This window comes from Rhizobium sp. BK491 (assembly GCF_014194925.1).
Lineage (GTDB): Bacteria > Pseudomonadota > Alphaproteobacteria > Rhizobiales > Rhizobiaceae > Rhizobium.
The window spans coordinates 414,149-435,975 of record NZ_JACIAR010000005.1; the positions used below are offsets into that span (position 1 = coordinate 414,149).

A 21,827-nucleotide genomic window follows, 5' to 3' on the forward strand; every position below is an offset into this window, starting at 1 on the left:
TTTCTACGCTTTCGCGGTGCAAATTTTCTGCGATGTATGCGAGATTGAATGAAACCGCTCCAGAAACGGAAGAAAACGATGAACTGGTTGAAGACTGTTGCCGCCGCCGCCCTCCTGCAGGCTGCGTTCCTGCTCCCCGCCCATGCCGGCGAAAACCTCAAGGCTATCCAGTCGGCCGGCGTATTCAAGGTCGGCACGGAAGGCACCTATGCCCCTTTCACCTTTCATGACGAGAGCGGCAAGCTGACCGGCTTCGATGTCGAGATCGCGGAAGCCATCGCCGGTAAGCTGGGCGTCAAGGCGCAGTTCCTGGAAGGCAAGTGGGATGGCCTGATCGCCGGTCTCGACGCCAACCGTTACGATGCCGTCATCAACGAAGTCGGCGTCACTGAAGCCCGCAAGAAGAAGTACGACTTCTCCGAGCCCTACATCGCCTCCAAGGCCGTGCTGATCGTCAAGGACAGCAACACCGGCATCAAGGATTTTGCGGATCTCAAGGGCAAGAAGGCGGCACAGTCGCTGACCAGCAACTTCGGCAAGCTCGCAACCGAAGCCGGCGCCGAACTCGTCGGCACCGACGGCTTCGACCAGTCGATCCAGCTCGTGCTGACCGGCCGCGCCGACGCCACCATCAACGACAGCCTTTCCTTCCTCGATTTCAAGAAGCACAAGCCCGATGCACCGGTGAAGATCGTCGCCCAGCAGGCCAATGCCGATTTCTCCGCCGTCATCATCCGCAAGGGCGAGCCGGAACTGCTTGCTGCGATCAACAAGGCGCTGGCCGATATCAAGGCCGACGGCACCTATGACAAGATCTCCAAGAAATATTTCGGGCAGGACGTTTCGAAGTAAGAAGGCATAGGCAGGGACATAAATCTGTGAAAAAGATGCGTCCGGGGTCACCTCCGGACGCATTCTGTTATCGAAAGGCTTCTCCTTGGAGCATTGGCTGCAACTGATGTGGGAGTCACTGGGCACGCTACTTTGGGCGGGGCTCGTCTTCACCATCCCGCTCACCTTGATCACCTTCGTTCTCGGCCTTCTGCTCGGCCTGCTCACCGCCGTCGTAAGGCTGTTCGCTCCGGCACCGTTCGTTGCCATCGCCCGTTTCTATGTCTGGGTGATCCGCGGCACGCCGCTTCTGGTGCAGCTCTTCGTCATCTTCTACGGCCTGCCGAGCCTCGGCATCCTGCTCGACGCCTTTCCCGCCGCCGTCATCGGCTTCACGCTGAGCGTCGGCGCCTATACGTCCGAAATCATCCGCGCCGTGATTTCTTCCGTGCCGAAGGGCCAGTGGGAAGCCGCCTATTCGATCGGCATGAACTGGCGCCAGGCCATGAGCCGGACCATCCTGCCGCAGGCAGCGCGCGTCGCCGTGCCGCCGCTGTCGAACACCTTCATTTCGCTGGTCAAGGATACGTCGCTCGCCGCCGCCATCACCGTGCCGGAGCTGTTCCAGGCCGCGCAGCGCATCGTGGCGACGACCTATGAGCCGCTGATCCTCTATATCGAGGCCGCCATCATATATCTCGTGCTCAGCACCTTTCTTTCGACGCTGCAGGGTTACCTCGAACGCCGCTTCGCCCGCTCGGGCGGCACACTGGAGGCACAGGCATGATCGAGCTTTCCCATATCGAAAAGCGCTTCGGCGACAATGTCATCCTCAAGGATATCAGCCTGATGATCCCGGAGGGAACGGTGACGGCGCTTGTGGGGCCTTCGGGCGGCGGCAAGAGCACGCTACTTCGCTGCATCAACCTTTTGGAAATCCCGACCGCCGGAACGATCCGCATCGGCGGGGAGACGGCCACCTTCCAGCCGGGCAAGAAGCCCTCCTGGCAGGATATCCAGAAAATCCGCCGCCAGACGGGCATGGTCTTCCAGAATTTCCAGCTCTTTCCGCATCAGACCGCGATCGGCAACGTCATGGAAGGGTTGACCACCGTGCTGCGCTGGCCGGCAGACAAGGCACGCGCCCGCGCCGTCGAGCTTTTGACCAAGGTCGGCATGGCCCACAAGATCGACGCCTGGCCCTCGACGCTCTCGGGCGGCCAGCAGCAGCGTGTCGCCATCGCCCGCGCGCTTGCCCCCTCGCCGCGCGTACTGCTCTGCGACGAACCCACCTCGGCGCTCGATCCGGAACTCGCGGCTGAAGTCGTCGATGTCCTGGGCAAGCTCGCCAACGAAGGTACGACCATGGTCATGGCAACGCATGACCTGCGCCTCGCCTCAAAGATTGCCAACAATGTCGTGTTCCTGGAAGCGGGCAACATCGTCGAGACCGGTTCTTCCCGCAGCATCTTCGGTGCCCCGGCGCAGGAGCGGACCAAGCAGTTCATCTCGACGCTGAATGCCGGCCACAGCTACGACATCTAAGCCGTCGACCTAGAGCAATTCCAGGAAAAGTGCGCAGCGGTTTTCCGTCCGGAATTGCGAGACGATAAAGAGATAGAGCGACTCAGAGATTCCGTGAAAAACTGAACCGCTCTAGGTCGAAAGCTCCGATGTTGGGGCAAGCCGCGCATTGACGCTGCGCGGCTTTGCGGTTAGCTCTAATGCCATGAACGCGGCACTCGTTATCGTAGTGGTAGGAAGGCGCATGGGCGGGATGGCGTAGCCATCCGGCGAAAGCACCCATGCGCGGTAAGCAGGCTCCTGACGGGGCCTTTTTTATTGCCCGGATTCCGGCGGCGTCTCGTCAGATCCCCTTCGACTTCCCATCCACACGACGGACAAGGCCATGACGCGCACCGAAAGCCGCATCGACCATTCAGCCAGGCAAGCAACCGAAGACCCGACCCTCGCATCAACCGTCGCACAGCCGCGGCTGATAACCCTCGTCCTGCTCTCGGCACTTGCCGTGCTGCCCGTAAATATGATCCTGCCGTCCCTGCCGAAGATATCGGCGGCATTCCATGCCGATTTCGCTCTCGTGAACCTCTCCGTCGCGGGCTTTTCCATCGTGACTGCATTCCTGGAAGCGATTGGGGGAGCGATATCGGATCGGTTCGGACGCCGGCCGGTTGTCCTGACGGCGCTCGCGATCTTCATCATCGCCTCGATGGGCTGCGTTCTCGCTCCGACTATCGGCATTTTCCTGCTGTGCCGCATGATGCAGGCGTGCATCGGCCCGTGCTATTCCATCGCCCTCGTCATCATCAAGGAAACATCCGACGAGCGCCAGGCTGCCAGCAAGTTCGGCTATCTCGCCATGGGATGGGCGCTGGCGCCGATGGTCGGACTGATGGTCGGCGGCTCGCTGGACGAGATTTTCGGTTGGCAGGCAAGCTTCATTGTCCTTGCGATCTTCGGTAGCGCCGCCTTCCTCCTGTCCCTGCGCGAGCTCAAAGGATCGAAAGCGTCCGTCTCAGCTACACGCGGAAACTATCTTGCCTCCTATGCCGTGCTTCTGAGTTCTAGTCGGTTCTGGGCCTATACGCTCTGCATGGCCTGCTCGATGGGCGTGCTCTATATCTTCCTCGGCGGAGCACCGCTCACGATAGGCGATGCCCTCGGCGGCTCGAGCGCCAAGCTCGGCTTCTACATGGGCATGGTTCCCGCCGGCTTCATTGTCGGCAGTTATCTCGCCGGCCGCTATGGCGCAAGAATCCCGATCGGCACAATCCTCGTCATCGCGCGGCTGCTGACCTGCATCGGTCTGTCAATTGGGCTCGCCTTGTCGCTATTGGGCATGACGGAGGTTCTGGCGCTCTTCGGCCCCTGCATCTTCATCGGCATAGGCAACGGCTTGACCATGCCGGCCGCCAATAGCGGCGCCATGTCTGTTCGCTCCAATATGATCGGGACGGCTGCAGGGCTGGCCGCTGCCATGCGAATTGCCGGCGGCGCGCTGATAGGCTCCGTCGCCGGGCTGTTTCTGGCGCAATCGGCCGATATCCATACCCTGTTCGCCCTGATGCTGGCATCGGCCGTGCTCGCACTCGTGGCGGCATTCTGGGCCGCCTCCGTCGAGCGGCGCCATCAGCGCCTGGCATGCTAACGCACAGCGCGCAATCGCCTATCCGACCCGCTTGCGCATATGAACGAGAAAGCCGTCCTTGAGCGGCTCTTCCCGATCGATCGCATAGCCGTTTCTCAGATAGAGCTGCACGTTTTCGACAAAACGCTTGTTGGTGTAGAGCAGGATATCCGCCACCCCAAGCGACGCGGCAACCTGTTCGGCATGGGCAAGCAGCTTTTTACCGATGCCCTGCCCCTGCTGCGCCGGTGACACGGCTATATTTTCGATCAGCAAATGATCCGCAGCGGGGACCATTTCGATCAATGCGGCAAGCTGCCCGTCGATGTCCAGAAGATCGATGCGGTGCTTGCGGACGGCTTCGGCATAATCAGCGATCATCGGCAGCGGTTCGCGACCGATGAGAGGCACCCATTTGCCGTAGGCCTCGCGCGTCAGCTGACCGGATGGCATCGACATCCGCATCCGCTGCCGCACGCAAGGTAGGAGGTTGCGTCGTTGCCATTGCTCTTCGCACCTCCCCGTGCGCCTGCCCGCCGGCGCCATCCAAGACGGAAAGCGCCTCATATTTCGAAAACGACCGGCTTCAACGGTCGCCTTCCACATCTAAGCGAAGCGTAAGACTACGCCCCATAGACGACAAGCAGATCCTTGGCGTCGATCTGGTCGCCGGCACGCACCAGCACCTCGGAGATCGTACCATCCTTTTCCGCGTGCAGCGCAGTCTCCATCTTCATGGCCTCGATGGAAACAAGCACGTCGCCGGCCTTGATCGCCTGGCCGGGCGAGACAAAGACGGTTGAGATGACGCCCGGCATCGGCGCGCCAACATGGGCGGCATTACCGGTCTCGGCCTTGCGGCGCACCGCGCTGCCGGAGGCCCCATGGGCGCGATCCGGCACCTTGATGCGGCGCGGCTGGCCGTTGAGTTCGAAAAAGACAGTCACCATGCCCTTTTCGTCGGTCGCTGTCATCGCCTGGTTGACGATGACGAGCGTCTTGCCCTTCTCGATCTCGGCAAAGAGCTCATCGCCTTCCTTGAGACCGTAGAAATAGGCCGGCGTCGGCAATACCGAGACGGGTCCGTATGTGTCGGCAGCCAGTGCATAGTCGGTGAAGACTTTTGGATACATCAGGTAGGAGGCGAATTCGAAATCGTCGACCTTGCGCTCGAGCTTCGTCTCGATGACTTTACGCTCGGCATCGAGATCGGCTTCGGCAAGCAGCGAACCGGGACGGACCGTATAGGGCTTGTCGCCCTTCAGCGCCTTCTTCTGCAGCGCTTCCGGCCATCCGGACGGCGGCTGGCCGAGATCGCCCTTGAGCATGGAAACGACCGAATCCGGGAAAGCGATATCCTTCGCTGGGTTCTCCACATCGGCGACCGTCAGGTCCTGGCTCACCATCATCAGCGCCATGTCGCCGACGACCTTGGAGGACGGCGTCACCTTGACGATATCGCCGAACATCTGGTTGGCATCGGCATAGGCCTGCGCCACCTTGTGCCAGCGGGTCTCGAGACCGAGCGAGCGGGCTTGTTCCTTGAGGTTGGTGAACTGACCACCTGGCATTTCGTGCAGATAGACTTCCGAAGCCGGTCCCTTGAGATCGCTTTCGAAGGCGGCGTACTGATGGCGCACAGCCTCCCAATAGAAGGAGATGCGGCGAATCCATTCGGGATCGAGGCCCGGATCGCGCTCGGAGCCTTTCAGCGCCTCGACGATCGAGCCGAGGCAGGGCTGCGAGGTATTGCCGGACAGCGCATCCATCGCCGCATCGACGGCATCGACGCCGGCATCGACCGCAGCGAGCACCGTCGCAGCCGCAATACCCGACGTATCATGCGTGTGGAAGTGGATCGGCAGACCGGTCGCCTCGCGCAGCGCCTTGAACAGCACCTTGGCGGCCGCCGGCTTCAGCAAGCCCGCCATATCCTTCAGCGCGATGATATGGGCGCCGGCCTTTTCCAGCTCGACGGCAAGATCGGTGTAATATTTCAGATCGTATTTCGGCCGCGCGGAATTGAGGATGTCGCCCGTGTAGCAGATCGCCGCCTCGCAGAGCTTGTTCTCCTCGGCAACGGCATCCATCGACACGCGCATGTTCTCGACCCAGTTCAAGCAGTCGAAGACGCGGAAGAGATCGACGCCACCTTTGGCCGCCTGGCGGACGAAATACTTCACGACATTGTCGGGATAATTCGTATAGCCGACGCCGTTTGCGCCGCGCAAAAGCATCTGCAGCAGCAGGTTCGGCGCACCCTCACGGATCAGCGACAGACGCTCCCACGGGTCTTCCGTGAGGAAGCGCATGGAAACATCGAAGGTGGCGCCGCCCCAGCATTCGAGCGACAGGAGCTGCGGCAAAGCGCGCGCATAGGTGCCGGCGACGCTGGCGATGTCATAGGTGCGCATGCGGGTCGCAAGCAGCGATTGATGGCCGTCGCGCATCGTCGTGTCGGTCATCAGCACGCGTTTTTCATTGCGCATCCATTCGGCGAATTTCTGCGGGCCGAGCTTGTCCAGCAACTGCTTGGTGCCATCGGGGATATTGCCGTCGATATAGGGCAGAACAGGCTGCGCCACCTTGGGTGAAGGTACCGGACGACCGCGCGTTTCCGGGTGACCGTTGACGGTGACGTCAGCGAGATAGGTCAGAAGCTTGGTGGCGCGATCCTGGCGCTTGACCTGTTGGAACAGCTCCGGCGTCGTGTCGATGAAGCGCGTCGTATAGCTGTTGTCGCGGAATTTCGGATGCGTGATGATCGCTTCGAGGAAGGTGAGGTTCGTCGCCACGCCGCGAATGCGGAATTCGCGCAGCGCGCGGTCCATGCGGGCGATCGCCTCCTGCGGGTTCGGCGCCCAGGCCGTCACTTTTACCAGCAGCGGATCGTAGTAGCGGGTGATGATCGCGCCGGTATAGGACGTGCCGCCGTCAAGGCGGATGCCGAAACCCGAAGCCGAGCGATAGGCAGTAATGCGGCCGTAATCCGGAATGAAGTTATGTTCCGGATCCTCCGTCGTTACGCGGCACTGCAGGGCATGGCCGTTGAGGCGAATGTCTTCCTGGCGTGGAACACCCGATTCCGGCGTGCCGATGGCGAAACCGTCGAGAATATGGATCTGCGCCTTGACGATATCGATGCCGGTAACGACTTCGGTCACCGTGTGCTCGACCTGGATGCGCGGATTGACTTCGATGAAGTAGAATTTGCCGGTGTCGGCATCCATCAGATATTCGACGGTGCCGGCGCCGACATAGTTCGTCGCGTTGGCGATCTTCAGCGAATAGGCGGCCAGTTCCTGGCGCTGCGTTTCCGTGAGATAGGGGGCCGGCGCGCGCTCGACGACCTTCTGGTTGCGGCGCTGCACCGAACAGTCGCGCTCGAACAGGTGCACGACGTTGCCGTGCGTGTCGCCGAGGATTTGGCTTTCGACATGGCGGGCGCGCTCGACGAGCTTTTCAAGATAGACCTCATCCTTGCCGAAGGCGGCTTTCGCCTCGCGCTTGGCTTCCGTCACTTCCTTGGCGAGATCGGCCTCGGAGCGGATGACGCGCATGCCGCGGCCACCGCCACCCCAGGAGGCCTTCAGCATCACCGGATAACCGATCTCAGCCGCCATCTTGGCGACTTCAGCCATGTCGTCAGGCAGGGGATCGGTGGCCGGCACGACCGGCACGCCGACCGAAATTGCCAGATTACGCGCAGCAACCTTGTTGCCAAGCTGGCGCATCGTATCGGCGCGAGGCCCGATGAAGATGATGCCGGCGGCATCGCAGGCATCGACGAATTCGGGGCTTTCCGACAGCAGACCATAGCCGGGATGGATGGCATCGGCGCCAGAGAGCTTGGCGACGCGTATGACTTCCTCGATCGACAGATAGCTCTCGATCGGCCCGAGGTCACGGGCAAGATGTGGGCCGCGGCCCACCTGATAGCTCTCGTCCGCCTTGAAGCGATGCAGCGCGAGTTTGTCTTCCTCGGCCCAGATGGCCACCGTTTTTATGCCAAGTTCGTTGGCGGCGCGGAATACGCGGATGGCGATTTCGGAACGGTTGGCAACCAGGATCTTGGAAATGGGCAATGCTGTCTCCTCACGGCATCGAAACGGGCAATGCTGCACCCGCGAAGAGAATTCTTAACTTCTTGTCACGGGAAGTTCAATTTCTCCTGCGACATCCGGCATCAAAATAGTTGCCTTTACGGAATAAGTCCGTTTCTGAAGGCGATTGCCACGATATGCTGCCGATTTCTGGCCTTCAGCTTGTCCTGGATACTGTTCATGTACCAGTCGACGGTATGATTGGAAATCTTCAGCAGCCGGCTGATCTCGATCGAGGTCATGCCGTCGGCCAGATGGCTGAGCACTTCCATCTCACGCTTGGTCAGCTTCAGCTCGGCCGCTCCCACTCTCTCAAGGTATTGGGCCTCGTCTCGAAACTCCAGAAGTCGCCAAAAGACTTTTTTGGCAACCGCCTCGAAAACGGAAATCTCGGTTGGAGAGAGATCGACCGCCTCACCGCCGATCGTCATGCTTCCCAGCAGGCCGTTGCGACCATGGATCGGGAAGAGATAGCCGTCGGCAAGCCCGTTGGCGCGGGCGTCCGCCATCATCTGCTCCATGCGCCGCCGCAGCGGGTCCTTCTTCAGCGCCGCTACTGCATCGCTCCAGCGGAAAGGGCGTTGCGCCTGGGCCGCATAGCGCGCGACCGGATCGACGAGCATGTACCTCTTGCGGACATAAGTCAGCGGCCACTGATCGGGCCAGCGGCCCGCCAGCATGAAATGCGCAACATCGACATTCGGCCGCGCTCGCTTCAAGACGCCATAGAAATCGAACTTATAGGAGCGAAGCGCGAGCTCGAGCTCGGCCACGACGTCCTCCGCGAGCTTGCATTCCTCGATCACGACAAGCAATTGTATTAGCGAATGGATATTCACAGTTACCTCTTGGCCTCGCAGCCCGAATGATCGGCGGACGAGCTTGCCATCCTGCTCGCCCGGTCCCATAGCCGAGCTTAATCGGCGGCAACATACTCAGGCCGACGCAAAATTGAACGCTTTTGGCGATTTTTTTGCCGCTCAACCCTGAATAGCCGTCCTTTGCGTGACTTAAAGGTAACGGTTAACGCAGCGGTGGATTCACTTCCAGACTGTCATATTCCTGCGGCGAACGATAGCACCACTTTCCGCGGCAACGCGTCTAACGCGAGAAATTCCCCTTAAAAAACAGCTTCAGATTCCGTTAATCGCCGGTTCAGGTACCGATCTGTAGTGTCACAACATTCCGAGTTTTGCTGATGCACAGAGGGTGCCTGACGTGTCACTGTTCAAAGTCTATGCAAGAGCCCTGAAGTATCTTGGCGCGTATCGATACCGCGTATGGATGGTCGTGATCGCAAACATCGCGCTTGCGATGACCACCATCTACGAACCGGTTTTGTTCGGCCGCATCTTCGACGCCATTGCCAAGAAGGAAGCCGTCACGCCGACCATGATGTTGTGGGCGGGCTTCGCCGTCTTCAGTGCTGTCGCCTTTATCGTGGTGTCCCGCGAGGCCGATCGCCTTGCGCATGGTCGCCGCGCTTCCCTGCTTACCGAAGCATTCGGCCGCATCATCTCGATGCCGCTTTCCTGGCATAGCCAGCGCGGCACGGCGAGCGCGCTGAACACGCTGCTGCGCGCCTGCGAAGCGCTGTTCGGCCTGTGGCTCGAATTCATGCGCAACCACCTCACGACCGCCGTCGCGCTCGTCATCATGATCCCGACGGCCATGGCCATGGACCTGCGCCTGTCCGCAGTCCTCGTCCTGCTCGGCGTCTTCTACTGGTTCATAGGCCGTCTGGTCATGAGCCGCACGAAGGATGGCCAGACCTCGGTCGAAAGCCACTACAATACCGTCTTCTCGCATGTGAGCGACTCGATCAGCAACGTCTCGGTGCTGCATAGCTACAACCGCATCGAAGCTGAAACCAAGGCGCTGAAGTCGTTCACCGAACGCCTCCTGCAAGCTCAGTATCCGGTCCTCGACTGGTGGGCGCTTGCCGGCGCCCTGAACCGCACGGCCTCGACCGTTGCCATGATGGCGATCCTGATGATCGGCACCGTTCTCGTCCAGGATGGCAGCTTGAGCCTCGGCGCGCTCATCACCTTCATCGCCTTTGCCAACGTGCTGATCGGCCGCCTGGAGCAGCTGCGCAACTTCGCCAACCAGATTTTCGAAGCCCGTGCCAAGCTCGAAGACTTCTACACGCTGGAAGATTCGGTTCGCGACCGCGAAGAGCCGGCCGGCCTTGCTGAAATCAAGGACGTCAAGGGTGAAGTGGAATTCCGCGATGTCTCCTTCGGCTTCGCCAACTCGTCGCAGGGCCTGCACGACATCTCCTTCAAGGTGAAGGCGGGCCAGACCGTCGCCATCGTCGGCCCGACCGGCGCCGGCAAGACGACGCTCGTCAACCTGCTGCAGCGTGTCTTCGATCCGCAGAGCGGCCAGATCCTCGTCGACGGTCACGACATCACCAAGGTGACCCGCAAGTCGCTGCGTCGCTTCATTGCGACCGTGTTCCAGGATGCCGGCCTGCTGAACCGCTCGATCAGCGACAACATCCGTCTCGGCCGCGAAGGTGCGACGCAGGAGGAAATGATCCGCGCAGCCCAGGCCGCCGCCGCCAACGATTTTATCGAAACCCGCGAAAGCGGCTACGATACCCGCGTCGGCGAGCGTGGCAACAAGCTCTCGGGTGGTGAACGCCAGCGTATCGCGATCGCCCGCGCCATCCTGAAGGATGCGCCAATCCTCGTGCTCGATGAAGCAACGAGCGCGCTCGACGTTGAAACGGAAAACCGGGTCAAGACGGCGATCGACAACCTGCGCCAGAACCGCACGACCTTCATCATTGCGCACCGCCTGTCGACGGTTCGCGAGGCCGACATGGTCCTCTTCCTGGACAACGGCCGCATCATCGAGAACGGCAGCTTCAACGAGCTCAGCCAGAGCAACGGCCGCTTCGCTGCCCTCCTGCGCGCCAGCGGCATCCTGACGGACGAGGAAGTCCGCAAGGCACACACGACGGAACACGAAGCCGCCTGATCTTCGCAAGGGGCCTAAGATCGAAGCCGGGAGAACCTGTTCTCTCGGCTTTTTGCTGTCGAGCTGTGGGCAGATGATATTTGTGAAACCAGCGTGACGCAGCAGCCACCCTAAGACCAGCCCCTCCCCCTTGTGCGCGGGGGTTATCGCATATGGGCTGAAATCGCAGCTGCCTCCTTCTCCCCAGCGGGGAGAAGGTGCCGCCAGGCGGATGAGGGGGAGCCCGCCAAGACCACGAAAATCCATGAATTCAAATCGATAGCCTTCTCATCCGACCCTTCGGGCCATCTTCTCCCAAAGGGGAGAAGGAATTTCCGGTGCCGATCCATCCCATATGCGATACCCCTGCCGCCTGCGGAGGTTAGGGTGAGGGGGCAATGCCTGCAAGGAGCGGGCCAGTAAGATCCGATTGCCTCGATCGAAGCCACGTGACCAACCTAAAAAGAAAGACCCGGCGGGAAAACCGGGTCTTTCCGTTTTCTGATCGGAGGTCAATACGGACGAATGCCGGCTGGAGTTAGGGCCGGCCCCGTTCGGTATCGGATCAGAACTTGCACCCGAAGCTTAAACAGGCCCATCCAGTTGTCAGTGCCGATCCAGTTAGTCGAGCCGCCGCTCCCTCGGCGACTGCGGAAAGATCGATAGGGCGGCCCGCGCAGGCACGTGGCGCGGCGGAAGCCTTCAGTGACGCTTTCCGAAATGCGCAGGCATTGCGGTCGGTGCCGCAGGCGTCTTAGCCGCGCGCTGGCCGGCAAGCTCGAGCCGCTTGTGCTCGAGATGATAAGCATAGAGGAATTGTGCGGTAATGCCGAAGACGACATAAATGGCACCCACGACGGGGCTCTTGTTGGTCACGTAGAGAAGAACCTGGCCGGCCATGGCGAGGATGGTGCCCGCAACGAAGATGTTCAGCGAATGCCGCCCGAGGATCGTCAGCGGGTGGTTCGTCGAACGGCGCAGGAACGCCGAAATGGCGGGGATACTGACGATCAGATAGGCGAGCGCCAGAACATGCAGCAGCCGCGGCAGCGACAGGAAGGTCTTGTCGAAGCCGGTGACGACGGTCGGCAGGCCGAGCATGGCGAGGTAGTCGCCGAGTATCCATAGCTTGTCGGTCACCCAGATGAAGGACACGAGCACATAGGCACAGGCCAGCGCGATCAGAACCGGATGGGCGGGGATTTTCCCGCCGCGCTTGACATGCATGCTGGCAATGAAGCCGATGACGAAAAGCAGCTGCCAGGATAGCGGATTGAGGAACCAGAAACCATCAAGCAGCGTCGTGTGCGGCGCGATGTAATAGATGCCGGATACCAGCCAGACGCCGACCGAAATTGCGAGCAGAAGCAGGGGGCTCCTCGCCTCCAGCAGCATGATCAGCGGCAACATGAGGAACAGGGCGCCGTACATCGGAAGAATATTGTTGTAGCCGATTTGATGTCCGAGCGTCAGTAGCGCGGGAATGCCGCGCGCCGGATCCATCAGCAGAGCCAGGATATTCACTTCGCAAAGCAGGCCCTTCTGGTGGAAAATCCACGCGCCGGAGATGAAGAGCACCAGCGTCACGAAGGTCGTAATCATATGCGCCGTATAAAGCGTGAAGGCCCGCTTGATCGCCTTCCATGCCATCTTCAGCCGATTACCCGGAAGAAATCTAGTTCCATAGGCAAGGCCGACCGACATGCCGGAAATCAGCACAAAGGCTTCGGCGCCATCGGAGAAGCCGAAATTCTTGGAGGTCAAATCCTCGAAGATCTGCCCCGGCACATGGTTGATGAAGATCATGATCAGAGCCAGGGCTCTGAGAACATCCAGTCGGGTATCCCTCTGCGAGACCGGCTTCGGCACGGTCACCCGTTGCGCCGGTGCCAGGCTCATCTGCGCCCTTGAATTCATCAAACTCTCCTGTTCCGACACTCAAATGCAATCGGGGCCAAAGAGTTCCCCCTTTGGCCCCGATCGTCGAAGCGAAGCAGTGCAGAAACGCTACTGTCCGATCGGAAAGCCCTCTTCGGGATGGGCGACCGCCCTGTCATTGATAGTGACCGAGTATCCCGTCGCATCGGGCGCTTTTGAGACGGAAATACGGTAATTTCCGCTCGGCAGTTGGATATCTGCCGCAAAGCCATCCCAGTTCGAAGGCAATGCCGGCTTGACGAAAAGTCGTCCGTTTTTCACACGGATGCCGAGAATGCCTTCGACAGCGACGCGATAGAGCCAGCCGGCGGACCCCGTATACCAGGTCCAGCCGCCACGGCCCGTCAACTGTCCTTCGCCGTAAATATCAGCAGCGACCACATAGGGCTCTACACGATAGGTATCGGCCTGATCACGATCGCGTGCATGGTTGATCGGGTTCAGCATGTCGAAGCAATGCCAGGCATCGTCGCTGCGATTCATTTCTGCCAGCGCCATGACCACCCAGGTGGCCGCGTGAGTGTACTGGCCGCCATTTTCGCGCACACCGGGCGGATAGGACTTGATGTAGCCCGGATCGCGCGCCGACTTCGCGAAGGGCGGCGTGAACAGCCGGATGATACGGTTTTCATCGTCCACCAGCTTCTCGAGCACGGCATTCATCGCCTTCTCGCCGCGCGCCCTATCGCCTTCGCCGGAGAGAATGTTCCAGGACTGCGCGATCGAATCGATCTGGCACTCGAAATTCTCACTGGAGCCGAGCGGGCTGCCATCGTCGAAATAGCCGCGGCGGTAGTGGCCGCCGTCCCAGCCGGCCGATTCCAGTGCCTTGCGCAGTTCCGGCAGATGGTCGGACCAGCGCTTGACGCGCTCCTTGTCGCCGCGTGCTTCGGCATAGGGCAGGAATGCGGTTAGCATGCCGGCAAGGAACCAGCCGAGCCAGACACTTTCGCCGCGGCCCTGTATACCGACGCGATTCATGCCGTCGTTCCAGTCGCCGCCGAGGATCAGCGGCAAGCCACTGCCGCCCTTGCGCTTGATCGCGAGATCGAGAGCCAGAGCCGCATGTTCGTAGACGCTGACTTTGTCCTGCGACACGGTCGGCTGGTAGAAGACGTCATGCGTGCCGGGCATCAGCGCCGCACCCTCGACGAAGGCAAGTTCCTCATCGAGGAGCGACTTGTCGCCCGTTACCGTGCAGTACTGGTCGATGGCATAGGCAAGCCAGACGACGTCGTCCGAGATATGGGTACGCACGCCGGCGCCGCTGCCCGGCAGCCACCAATGCTGCACGTCGCCTTCGCGGAACTGACGCTGGGCCGCATTGAGGATCTGGTTGCGGGCAAGCTCCGGCTTATGCACCAGGAATGCCAGCGTATCCTGCAGCTGGTCGCGGAAGCCGAAGGCACCCGACGACTGGTAGAAGGCGGTACGCGACATGATACGGCAGCCGAGGCTCTGATAGGGCAGCCAGGCATTGATCATGTTGTTCATCGCCTTGTCCGGCGTCGAGATCTTCACATGGCCGGTGAAGCCGTCCCAGAACTCGCGGCCTTCCGAAAGCACGGCCTCGAAATCGGCCTTGCGGATTTCCGAGACCAGCGCGCGGGCCTCTTCGACCGTGGCCGTATCGCCCATATAGAAGCAGATTTCCTTCTGCTCGCCGGCGGCAATCGTCACGTCGAAGGCCAGAGCGCCGCAGGGATCGCCGTCGAGATCGGTCGAGTTGGAAAGCGCGGCAGCCGTCACGACGGCTTCCGGCATCTGGATCGTGCCATGGCGGCCGATGAACTCGCGACGGCTTGCCGAGAAGCTCGAATGCGTCTCGCTCGCCGCCATGAAGGCGGTCCGCTTGAAGTAGTCGATACTGTAGGGGTTGTTGGCAAACAGCGCGCCCGTCTCCTCATCCAGCGTCGACAGGATGAAGGGTCTGGTCTTGTTCTGATTGGTGCCGAGCACCCATTCCGCATAATTGTAGATCCGCAGCCGCCGGCTGCCGGCGCCCTTGTTGCTGAGCCGCAGACGGAAGAGCTTGACCGGACGCTCGCGATCGACGGTCTGCGTCAGCTCCAGCGCCACGCCATCGTCTTCGCTCGAGAAGACGGAATAGCCGAGACCGTGACGGGCCTCGAAGCGGACCTTCGCATTGCGCGACAAGCCGGCATAGGGCGTCATGACCTTGTTGCTGTCGAGGTCGGCGACATAAAGCGCCTCGCCCGGACGGTTGATGACCATGTCGTTGGTCCAGGGCGTCAGCTGATAGTCGCGCGAATTGTGGCTCCAGGTGAAGCCACCGCCTTCGGCGGGAACGTGGAAGCCGAAGCGCTCGTTCGAGATGACGTTGATCCACGGATGCGGCGTCGACTGACCGCCCGGCAGACGCACGACATATTCGCGACCGTCCTTGGAGAAGCCGCCGTAACCGTTCCAGAAATCGAGATCGTCCTGCGCCTCGATAGGCTCGGCCGCAAAAACGGAATCTTGCAGCGCGAGCGGTACGGAGAGACGATTGACCGGCGTCGTTTCATCGGACTGGGTCGAGGCAAACAGCGTCGCCGCGCGCGCGATCTGATCGACGAGCTTGCCGTTGCGGGCATGGAAGATCACCCGCGATGCGGCAAGGATCTCCTGGTAGGTCTCGTTTTCGATCTGGTCCTTGCGAACCGAGAAGATGTTCTGCCTGAGACCGTCGCCTTGGTTGTGACGGACGTGCTCGACGAGCTTATCCAGCTCGCGCTGCATGTCCTGGGCCTGCTCGACAGCGCGTTCGTTGACGATCACCAGATCGGCGCTGATGCCGCGTGAACGCAGATATTCCGCCGCCATCAGCGCTTCCCGGGCGATTTCGAGGTCGATATCGTCGTTGATGCGCAGGGTGAAGATCGGGAAATCGCCTGAGATCGTCACCGGCCAGAGCGCGGATTGCGAATGCAGGCCGGCCTGCACGGTGGCGCCGTCGGCGCGCAGGTGCATATCCGGGTAGACGAGATAGCGGGCGAGCTTCTGGAAGGCGGCCGCCTGCTGCGAGGTAACGCCGACATGGCGCATCTGCATCTGCGTGCGGGTCCACGCCTGCGTCAGCTCGATGCCGAAGGTGTCGGGATTGCGGTAGCGCTCGACCGCCTTATCGACCTCTTCGCGGTTCGGCGCGGCAATGGTCCAGAAGATGATGCTGACCTTCTTGCCGGCGGGAACGCGCACGACGCGACGCAGCGACAGGCAGGCATCCATGGTGAAGCCGTCCGTGCCGGAGAGCGTCGCACCCGGATCGAAGGCTGCAGCTTCCGCAAGCGTGCGGCCGCGGCCGAGGAATTTGCGGCGGTCGGTTTCGAATTCGGTCGGACGTTCCGATCCGGCGTTGTCGACGACCAGATGGGCGACCGACATGTCAGGCTCGTTATAGTCGCGCTTGTTGCGCTCTGCGCGGATCACGTCACCGCTGTTGCCGATCTCTGTGCGCACGAACATGCGCGTAAAGACCGGGTGACCGGAATCGACGTCGTCACTCGCCAGCGCCGGCTCGAGATAGGAGGTCACTTCGATGAAGCGGTCCTCCGTGCCCATGTTGAGCAGCGTCACACGGCGGCCTTCGGCATCATGCTCGGTGGCGACGATGCATTCAACGTCGCTGGTGAGATCGCCGACCGTCTTGCTGTATTCGACCTTTTCATCGCTGAAGGCGACCTTGGCCTTTTCCCCTTCGATGCTGCGCGGTTCAGCGGTCGCCGACCACCATTGGCCGGAGGCGGTATCGCGCAGGAAGATGAAGGTACCCCAGCGGTCTTCCGTCGGATCGGCGCGCCAGCGCGAGACGGTCAGGCCGTTCCAGCGCGAATAGCCCGCGCCGGTCGCGGTCAGCATGACCGAATAATGACCGTTGGAGAGGAAGGCGAGCTCGCGATCCTGCGTCGCCGGATCGGCGATCTTGCGGATTTCCGGACGCAGCATGTCCTCCTGGATATTAGCCGGCTGGTCGCTCTCGTGCTTGGCGGCCATGACCGGAATATCGCGCGGCGCCTTTTCCTGCAGCAGCAGTTCGGCCGCTTCGATCACCGGATCGGCATGGAAGAGTTCGCGCAGGCGTCCGTTGAAGGCGACGTTGGCGATCGCGGCGATCGACATACCATGATGGTGGGCATAGTAGTTGTAGACCACCGCGCACTTCTTACCTTCGGGAACGCGGGTCGGCGTGAAATCGACGGCATCATGGAAGCCGTAGATGCCGAGCGCGCCCACCTTACGCAATTTCTGCAGGTTTTCGAGCGCCGCAGCCGGGCGATACTGGCTGGCGAGGATCGAGGCATAAGGCGCGATGACGGCGTTCTGGCCGAGGCCGCGCTTGAGGCCGAGCGAAGGCACGCCGAAATTGGTGTACTGGTAGTGCATATAGTGGTCGCGGGCGTTGAAGGCCGCTTCTGAAATACCCCAGGGGATATCGGAGCCAAGTCGCTTGGCGTAGTTCATCTGCTCCTGCACGACCAGATTATTCGTCTGGTTGAGGATACCGCCCTGGCGCTCCTGCATGACGAGCGGCGGCATCAGATATTCAAACATCGAGCCCGACCACGAAACCAGCGCGCCGCGCGAGCCGACAGGCACGACCTGACGGCCGAGTCGATACCAGTGCTCCGTCGGCAAATCGCCCTTGGCGATGGCGAAAAGGCTGGTGAGGCGTGCTTCGGAGGCCAGAAGGTCGTAGCAGGCGGCATCGAGCTCATTGGTTTCGACGCGGAAGCCGATGGAAAGCAGGCGCCGTTCCGGACGATAGAGGAAGGCGTATTCCATCCCGAAGGCGAGTTCGCGCATCTGGTCGCGCAGCTTCGCCAGACGCTGGCGCAGCGAATCCACATTGGCGAGATCGAAGATGCTGTCGGCGATATGGCCCTCGCAGACCTTGACCAGCGACTGCGACCAGGTGAGCACCTCGCCGCTCTGCGTCGACTTCACCTCATGGTCGAGGTTTGCCGCAAGCTTCTGGATGTCCTGCGCCAGAACAGACAGGTTGATGACGCGGATCGAGGCGAATTCATGTTCGCGCTTGACGGCAGCAAGCGCGTTCTGGAAGCCGGCGATGCGCTCTTCCAGGCGGCGACGCAGCGGGCGAACCGTCTTGCGGTCATCCGGAAGCTCGGCAAGGGTTTCGGCGAGAATGCCGGCGACATCGCCGATACCGTCGAGATTGCCCTGCATATGTGCAGACGGTGCTTCCGCCCAGATGCGGCAAGCGGACGAGACAGCGATCAGATGGCCGGCGAAATTGCCGCTGTCGACAGCCGAGATGTAGCGCGCGCCCATCGGCTTCAGCGTATCGGTGTGATACCAGTTGCACAGGTGCCCACGGAACTTTTCGAGCTTTGCCACGGTCGCCATGGTCTTTTCCATGCGATCGATGGTTTCCTCGAAGGAGGTCCAGCCGAAATGACGCGCCGAGATGACCGACAGCAGGTAGACACCGATATTGGTCGGCGACGTGCGTGATGCCACAACCGCATTCGGGGTCTGCTGCACGTTATCAGGCGGCAGATGGTTTTGCTGTTCGACGACGAAAGTTTCGAAATAGCGCCAGGTGCGGCGCGCGATCTTGCGCAGTTCGAACGAAACGCTTTCCGGGACTTCCAGCCGATCTTCGGTCTCGGCCGACTGGCTGACATACCAGGCGATCGCCGGCGACAGGACCCAGAGCAGTGCAAAGGGAATGCCTACGAAGAAGGCGTTGTTGCCGGAAAGCGACGCGAAGGCAAGTGCCAGCAGCGCAAGCACTGGCGCATGCCACATGACGCGGTAATGGCCGAGGATCGTCGTCTGTGCCGCGGCCTGGGCGCTCGCCGCGGTCCGCCATTGCAGCATCAGCTTGCGGCTGACGAAGGCACGATAAAGCGAACGGCCGATGGCATCGGCCATGACGCAGGCGCCATCGGCGATGAAGACGATACGCAATGCGACCTGTGCATTGGCGGCGCGGATATCCGACCAGACCGTATAGAGATGGGCGCGGGCGACGATATCGCTGCTGCGCGGAATGATGCCGTTGATGAGCGACAGCGTCGGGGCGACGAACAGGCAGAAGATCAGCAGGATCTGCCAGAGGAGCGCCGCCAGCGGCTCCATGAAGTACCATCCGAGCACGGAGGCGAAGAACCAGGCGATCGGCGTCAGCGAGCGACGCAGATTGTCCATCATCTTCCAGCGGCCGAGGCCGGTGACGCCGCGCTTGGGATTGAAGAGATAGGGAAGCAGCTGCCAGTCACCACGCGCCCAGCGATGCTGGCGCGAGACCTCGACTTCGTAGCGGATCGGGAAATCTTCGACCAGCTCGCAGTCGGTGACGAGGGCGCAGCGCGCCATCGAGCCTTCAAGCAGATCGTGGCTGAGGACGGCGTTTTCGTCGATCTTGCCTTTTAGCGACGCTTCGAAGGCATCGACATGATAGAGGCCCTTGCCGGTGAAGGTGCCTTCTTCCACCAGATCCTGATAGACGTCGGACACGGCGAAGACGTAAGGGTCGAGACCGCGGTTGACCGAGAAGACGCGCTGGAACACAGACGCATCCTTGCCCGTCGTCAGCGACGGGGTAACACGCGGCTGCAGCACGCCGTAGCCGCGCACGACGCGCTTGCTTTCGGGATCGAAGACCGGGCGGTTGATCGGGTGATGCAGCTTTCCGACGAGCTTCGTCACCGTATCGCGCACCAGGCGCGTGTCGGAATCGAGCGTCATGACATACTGCACGTCCTTCGGCACGATATTGGCGCCGGGCAGGAAAGTGGTATCGCGGTCGCCGCGCAGCAGCATGTTCAGCTCATGCAACTTGCCGCGCTTGCGCTCCCATCCCATCCAGGCGCCTTCGGACGGATTGTAGAGGCGGCGGCGATGCAGCAGATAGAAGCGCTGAATGCCGTCCTCGTCATAGCGGGCAGCGAGATTGGCGACTTCGCGGCGGGCATAATCGAGGATTTCCAGATCGCGCTCGCTCTCTTCCTCCTGGCTGTCAGGCCAGTCGCTGAGCAGCGCGTAATAGACTTCGCCGCGCGGATTGGCGAGATAATGGACCTCGAGATTGCGCACGAGCTCGTCGACACTGTCGCGGTTGCCGATCAGCGTCGGCACGACGACCAGCGTACGGGCCTCTTGCGGAATGCCTTCCTTGAATTCGTAACCGACCAGCCGCGCCGGCGTCAGATACATGGTGACGAAGAAATTGAAGAGGCCGGTGGCGCCTTCCGATGCCGGCAGCGAGAACATCAGGAGCAAGAGGATGGTCTCTGCCCAGCCCATGCCGGCATGCAGCATGAAATAACCGACGATACCGAGGGCCACGACGGTCAGGAACAGCACCGGGGCTGCGATCGACAGCCAGTTGAGCTTGCGCCACTGACGCACGAAGCTCACCGAAAGGGGCACACGATACCCGATCGCCTTCTCCAGCTTCTGCGTCTGCTGACCCATGATAAAATCGCCGATATTCGGCTCACGTGCCTGCCCTTCGCCCGATGCCTTGGCGGCTTCGGTCATCGCCATGGCGATCTGGGCAATTTCCATTTCGGTCTTGTCGCAACGGCGCGCGAGCTTTTCGATACGGCGGCGATAGCTGTTGCGCGAGCCGGGATCGAGCTTGGCGTAGTCGGTCTCGTCCCAGAGCAGCTTGTCGACGGCGCTGACCTCTTCGACCCATACGGACCAATCGGTATCGTCGATGAGACGCAGGCTCTTGATGATGTTGCCCATCGTCACATTGCCGGATGACAGGCGATTATGCTCGGCCATCATGACGCTTTCGGCGTCGGTGCCCGCCTCGGCAAGCCGCTTCTCAAGCCAGGTGACGGCGAGGCCGGACGTATGCGAGCCGTCGCGCAGACGGTAGAGGAACTGCGTGGCGAAGGTGTTGTCCGAGGTATAGGGCTCAAGCGTCTTCAGGAACTCGGCGACCTTGGCGTCGTCGTTCAGACGGATCAGTTCGTCGACGGCGGCATTCGCCTTCTTGCGGGTGATGCGGCTCTGCTCGACGCGGCTCGAAATGCGGCGCAGGTTTTCAACCAGGATATATCGCACCAGCGAGGGAACGGCCCAAAGCTCGCCGATTTTCAGCATCTCCACCGACTGGAAACCTTCGACGAGCGCCAGCAGGCCCTGATTGGATACGGTGCTATGCGTGTGGGCGACGTAGAGCCAGGCAAGCGCCATGGTGCGCGGCATAACCATGCCGTCGATGGTCAGCGTCTGCAGCTGGTCATAAAACTTCTTCGGAAAATCGCGGCGGACTTCCTGAATAGCCTCTTCGATGATGTAGTGGTTATCGAGCAACCATTCGGCCGCCGGCGTGATCGATTCCCCCGCATCGACATCGGCATTGGCCGAGCGATAGACGCGCAGGATCTCTTTCTCGTTTTCCTTGTGCCGGGCGAAGAAATCAAAGGGCGCAAAGCCTGGCAGCTTGGTTTTCGCGCCGTTGCGGGCGAAGGCCGCGCCGCATTCCTTTATCTGCTCATTGGAGAAATAGGTGGCGCGGATCGCATCATTATGATCGATCTGCTTGGCATCAGAATCGCGCGGCGTAACGGTGGAGAGATTTTGAGATGTCATGGATTCGGGTTCTGGGTCCAAACAGAGTGAGTGGCATTGTCGCCTTTATCGTTTTTGCCCTGCCCGACGCAAGAATTCACGCATTTGGACCCTTTTGCTTCGCTTCCCGGCGGGCGAAGGGGGTGAATTCGAAGTGACGGCTTAGAACAAACTTATACAGGCGAAGATTTTCACGGGGCGTTCTTAAAGATTGCGGCGACTATTCGTCATCATCCAAAAGGGTGTCCGTGAAACTGGATACGCGACCAAATGGTTCCGGC

The 21,827-nt window shown here is 60.9% G+C and carries 10 protein-coding genes; 5 read left to right on the forward strand and 5 right to left on the reverse strand.

Going from position 1 to position 21,827, the window contains the following annotated elements:
- The first annotated feature begins 78 nt into the window (after positions 1 to 78).
- From FHX05_RS23765 to FHX05_RS23780, 4 genes are all read left to right on the forward strand, one after another.
- On the forward strand, positions 79 to 852 hold the full coding sequence (locus FHX05_RS23765; protein WP_183874890.1) for an amino acid ABC transporter substrate-binding protein: 774 nt from the start codon (positions 79 to 81) through the stop codon (positions 850 to 852).
- An 85-nt stretch (positions 853 to 937) separates the two neighbouring features.
- Positions 938 to 1,618 carry an amino acid ABC transporter permease gene (locus FHX05_RS23770; RefSeq protein WP_183874892.1) on the forward strand — a complete coding sequence of 227 codons (681 nt, stop codon included), beginning with the start codon at positions 938 to 940 and terminating at the stop codon, positions 1,616 to 1,618.
- A complete protein-coding gene (locus tag FHX05_RS23775; protein WP_112336166.1) occupies positions 1,615 to 2,376 on the forward strand; it encodes an amino acid ABC transporter ATP-binding protein in 762 nt (253 codons plus the stop codon). The genes FHX05_RS23770 and FHX05_RS23775 overlap by 4 nt, the downstream gene beginning before the upstream one ends.
- A gap of 364 nt (positions 2,377 to 2,740) precedes the next feature.
- Positions 2,741 to 4,000 (forward strand): MFS transporter, encoded by a 1,260-nt coding sequence (locus tag FHX05_RS23780; RefSeq protein WP_183874894.1) that lies wholly within the window; start codon positions 2,741 to 2,743, stop codon positions 3,998 to 4,000.
- Between the two features lie 18 nt (positions 4,001 to 4,018).
- Here the strand turns inward: FHX05_RS23780 and FHX05_RS23785 are convergent, their stop codons facing one another.
- From FHX05_RS23785 to FHX05_RS23795, 3 genes are all read right to left on the reverse strand, one after another.
- Positions 4,019 to 4,432, reverse strand: coding sequence for a GNAT family N-acetyltransferase (locus tag FHX05_RS23785; RefSeq protein ID WP_348648334.1), 414 nt, complete (start codon positions 4,430 to 4,432; stop codon positions 4,019 to 4,021).
- Positions 4,433 to 4,602: 170 nt separating this feature from the next.
- Positions 4,603 to 8,064, reverse strand: coding sequence for a pyruvate carboxylase (gene pyc / locus FHX05_RS23790; RefSeq protein WP_183874896.1), 3,462 nt, complete (start codon positions 8,062 to 8,064; stop codon positions 4,603 to 4,605).
- Positions 8,065 to 8,180: 116 nt separating this feature from the next.
- Positions 8,181 to 8,921, reverse strand: coding sequence for a LuxR family transcriptional regulator (locus tag FHX05_RS23795; RefSeq protein WP_112607050.1), 741 nt, complete (start codon positions 8,919 to 8,921; stop codon positions 8,181 to 8,183).
- Positions 8,922 to 9,300: 379 nt separating this feature from the next.
- Between FHX05_RS23795 and FHX05_RS23800 the strand changes: the two genes are divergently transcribed.
- A complete protein-coding gene (locus tag FHX05_RS23800) occupies positions 9,301 to 11,070 on the forward strand; it encodes a glucan ABC transporter ATP-binding protein/ permease (protein ID WP_183712752.1) in 1,770 nt (589 codons plus the stop codon).
- Between the two features lie 681 nt (positions 11,071 to 11,751).
- On the opposite strand, the gene opgC is transcribed toward FHX05_RS23800, so the two are convergent.
- Positions 11,752 to 12,948 (reverse strand): OpgC domain-containing protein, encoded by a 1,197-nt coding sequence (opgC, locus tag FHX05_RS23805; RefSeq protein WP_246699066.1) that lies wholly within the window; start codon positions 12,946 to 12,948, stop codon positions 11,752 to 11,754.
- A 108-nt stretch (positions 12,949 to 13,056) separates the two neighbouring features.
- Positions 13,057 to 21,567, reverse strand: a complete 8,511-nt coding sequence (locus FHX05_RS23810) for a glucoamylase family protein (protein ID WP_183874899.1) — start codon at positions 21,565 to 21,567, stop codon at positions 13,057 to 13,059.
- Positions 21,568 to 21,827 lie beyond the last annotated feature (260 nt).

What these genes read in the sequence shown, in the direction of transcription:
- FHX05_RS23765 (WP_183874890.1), top strand. Translation starts at nt 79, where the DNA reads ATGAACTGGTTGAAGACTGTTGCCGCCGCCGCCCTCCTGCAGGCTGCG.
- FHX05_RS23775 (WP_112336166.1), top strand. Translation starts at nt 1,615, where the DNA reads ATGATCGAGCTTTCCCATATCGAAAAGCGCTTCGGCGACAATGTCATC.
- FHX05_RS23780 (WP_183874894.1), top strand. Translation starts at nt 2,741, where the DNA reads ATGACGCGCACCGAAAGCCGCATCGACCATTCAGCCAGGCAAGCAACC.
- FHX05_RS23785 (WP_348648334.1), bottom strand. Translation starts at nt 4,432, where the DNA reads ATGCCATCCGGTCAGCTGACGCGCGAGGCCTACGGCAAATGGGTGCCT.
- opgC (WP_246699066.1), bottom strand. Translation starts at nt 12,948, where the DNA reads ATGAGCCTGGCACCGGCGCAACGGGTGACCGTGCCGAAGCCGGTCTCG.
- FHX05_RS23810 (WP_183874899.1), bottom strand. Translation starts at nt 21,567, where the DNA reads ATGACATCTCAAAATCTCTCCACCGTTACGCCGCGCGATTCTGATGCC.